4 protein-coding genes are annotated in these 2,729 nt (G+C 43.9%); all 4 read right to left on the minus strand.

Going from position 1 to position 2,729, the window contains the following annotated elements:
- Positions 1 to 92 precede the first annotated feature (92 nt).
- Positions 93 to 791: a tryptophan synthase subunit alpha gene (gene trpA / locus V7M78_RS08570; RefSeq protein ID WP_333648449.1), complete on the minus strand. Its 699-nt coding sequence runs from the start codon at positions 789 to 791 to the stop codon at positions 93 to 95.
- Positions 791 to 2,071, minus strand: coding sequence for a PTS ascorbate transporter subunit IIC (locus V7M78_RS08575; RefSeq protein WP_333648451.1), 1,281 nt, complete (start codon positions 2,069 to 2,071; stop codon positions 791 to 793). Before V7M78_RS08575 ends, trpA begins: the two co-directional genes overlap by 1 nt.
- A 36-nt stretch (positions 2,072 to 2,107) precedes the next feature.
- Entirely contained in the window at positions 2,108 to 2,386 is a 279-nt protein-coding gene (locus tag V7M78_RS08580; protein ID WP_333648453.1) for a PTS sugar transporter subunit IIB, read from the minus strand.
- A partial coding sequence (locus tag V7M78_RS08585) for a PTS sugar transporter subunit IIA (RefSeq protein ID WP_333648455.1) occupies positions 2,383 to 2,729 on the minus strand: 347 nt, incomplete at its 5' end. The genes V7M78_RS08580 and V7M78_RS08585, both read right to left, overlap by 4 nt.

Consider the following 2,729-nt stretch of genomic DNA (forward strand, 5'->3'; position numbering starts at 1 on the left):
TTTCTGTCTGAAATTTAAAATTGTGTTCCCATTCTCTTTCTCTGCTGTCTTCCGGCACTCCCCTTGCCATTTAGACAGGCCAGAACATTAACTCATGCATTCGTTTGTTTTAATTGCTCAAGATACGCTTTTAGAGCGTCCAACCCTCCAAGCTGGTAGCGTTTTACGAATTCAGTTCCAATGATGGCACCGTCAGCACCGTTTTTCATAACTTCCCTCACATCATCGGCAGACTTTACACCGAAGCCTACATACGCGGGTATGGAAGAAACAGATTTTACCTTTTTCACAACTTCCACGTATTCCGTAGGAAGACGATCAAAAGAACCGGTCTTTCCTTTCCCTGAAACCACGTAAGCAAACAGCTTATTGTTTTCAAGGGCTTTTTTTATGTCCTCCCGGTCAAGGTTTTGTCCCAGCACAGCGATCTGATTTTGAAAAGTTTGGGGAGGGAAATCCCCATTCACACATAAAAAGCCATCATACAGGTCTTTTGATATCTCATGGAGGTGAAAATTCTCCACGCCTTCTTTGTAAGTCATCAATACCACTTTGAGGGTGAAACGCCTGCGGATTTCCTCCAGGGTATGTACCACATCCTCTTTTGTTATATTTTTCTCCAGAACTTCCTTATGAGTCTGGCGGATGGCATCTCCGTCCATGTAAGGGTCTGAAACCGGTATGCCGATTTCAATGTATCCTGCTTTTTCCCTGTCCAGCAATTCCAGAATCTGAAAAAAGGTTTCCCTGTCCGGATAATGCAATGTAAGATAAAATACCAGGTTCTTCATCAGACGCCTCCAAACAGTTTAAGCAACCAGCCTAAAGCAGGCCCGTAGAAGGAGTAATCCGTTTCGCTTAAAATACGCATGATAGGCGCATAAGTCCCGATCATGGGAAGCAGCAGAGCCTGTCCGAAAATAAGAATCAGTCCGTTTACAAAAGAGCCTATGACAGCTCCCCTGCGTCCGCCGTGGGCATTTCCGAATATAGCCGTCACCGCTCCAGTGAAGAAGGTGGGGATCAAAGCCGGAAATACCACCACCGGATAATTGACAAATCCAAGAATCATCATACCAATCAACCCGGCAATCAGACTGGTTAAAAAGCCCAATATGACGGAATTGGGGTAGCTTGGGAAAAGCAGAGGAATGTCCAGACCTGGTACGGAATTGGGTATGATCTTTCCTGCAATTCCGTGAAATGCGGAAATGATCTCGGAAAGCATCATCCTCACTCCTGTTATGATGACTGTGATCCACATACCAAAGGATAATCCCCGTAAAAAGCTAAATACAACGATGTCCTGACCGCCCGTTATGTTTTCCCTGGCCCATGAGGGACCGGAAATAATACTTATGCTCAAAAAGAGAAGGGTCATGACAATGGTGAGAGAAATAGTCATCTCTCTTAAAAAATTAAGCTTCTTAGGGATATTCAGGTTTTCAAGGTCATTTTCCTTATTGCCAAATGCTTTTGCAAGCAGGGAAGAAATCAGGATTCCAATGGAGCTGGAATGAGCCAGGGTAAATCCCTCTCCTCCTTTTACCTCTTTCATAAATACGGCCACATAGGCGCAGGAAAATGTCATATAAACACCCAATAAAAGAGAACCTGTTATTACCAGAGGAACAAAAGCCAGATTTGTCCCGAATTTCAACAGCGCTGCAATCAATCCAGCATAGAAAAAGGACACATGAGCTGACAGATGCACATATTTAAAGCGTGTAAATCTTGCAAGCAGCAGATTCACAAGAAAACCCAATGCAAAGATCAGGGCCATTTCCGTGCCGATTCCTGAAAGGCTTTCGCTTTGTGCTGCTCCGATATCCGCAGAAACAGCCGGCATGTTGAATATTTTAGTGATCATTCCCTGCAAAGGCAGCAGGGACATGCCGAGAGTCTGCCCTCCTACATTGATCATGGTAAAGCCTATCATGGTTTTGATCACACTGGGAAGAATCTGATCCCAGGTCTTCTTTTGGGCAGCCATGCCGGCGATCACAACAATCCCTATAATGAAAACAGCCTGACTGAAAATATTATTAATCAAATACATTACTACTCCCATTTTTTCTCCTTTCTGAGGCTGCCGTCAGCCTTCTGATTACCTCTTGTTTATCGCTTCAAGAAGCTGTTCTTTTAAATACTGCTTATCCATCATATTGTCGATCCGTATGATATGAGCCTTAGAATCCCTTAACACATCAGCAAAATCTGAGGTGGTAATCAGAATATCATAAAAATCCGGGCTGACGGAGCCGATATCCGAAGCATCCACCGTTGCTTCAATTTTCTCCCCATCAAGAATCTGCTGAGTAAACAAGCGAAGCATCATGGAGCTTCCTACTCCTGCACCACATACCGTAACAATTTTTAACATCATGAACCCTCCTTTATAATCTGTAATATTTCTTCTGCGGAATCCGCATTTGTTATTTTTTCAACCTTATTTCTATCCATCAAAATATCTGCCAGCTCGGTAAGAGCTTTCAAATGAGACTGATGGTCAATGGCACAAAGGCCTACTACGATTTTTACCGGGTCATTTTTTGGATGCCCGAATACAACAGGATTTTTCAATGTCACAATACTGAGGCCGATATCCAGGGCGCCTTCCTCCGGTCTGGCGTGGGGCATGGCTATTCCCGGTGAAATTACGATATAAGTCCCGTTTACTTCGACGTTTTTAAGCATAGCCTGGATATAGCATTCCTCTGCCAGCCCTT

It is taken from the genome of Lacrimispora sp., assembly GCF_036758025.1.
GTDB lineage: Bacteria > Bacillota > Clostridia > Lachnospirales > Lachnospiraceae > Lacrimispora.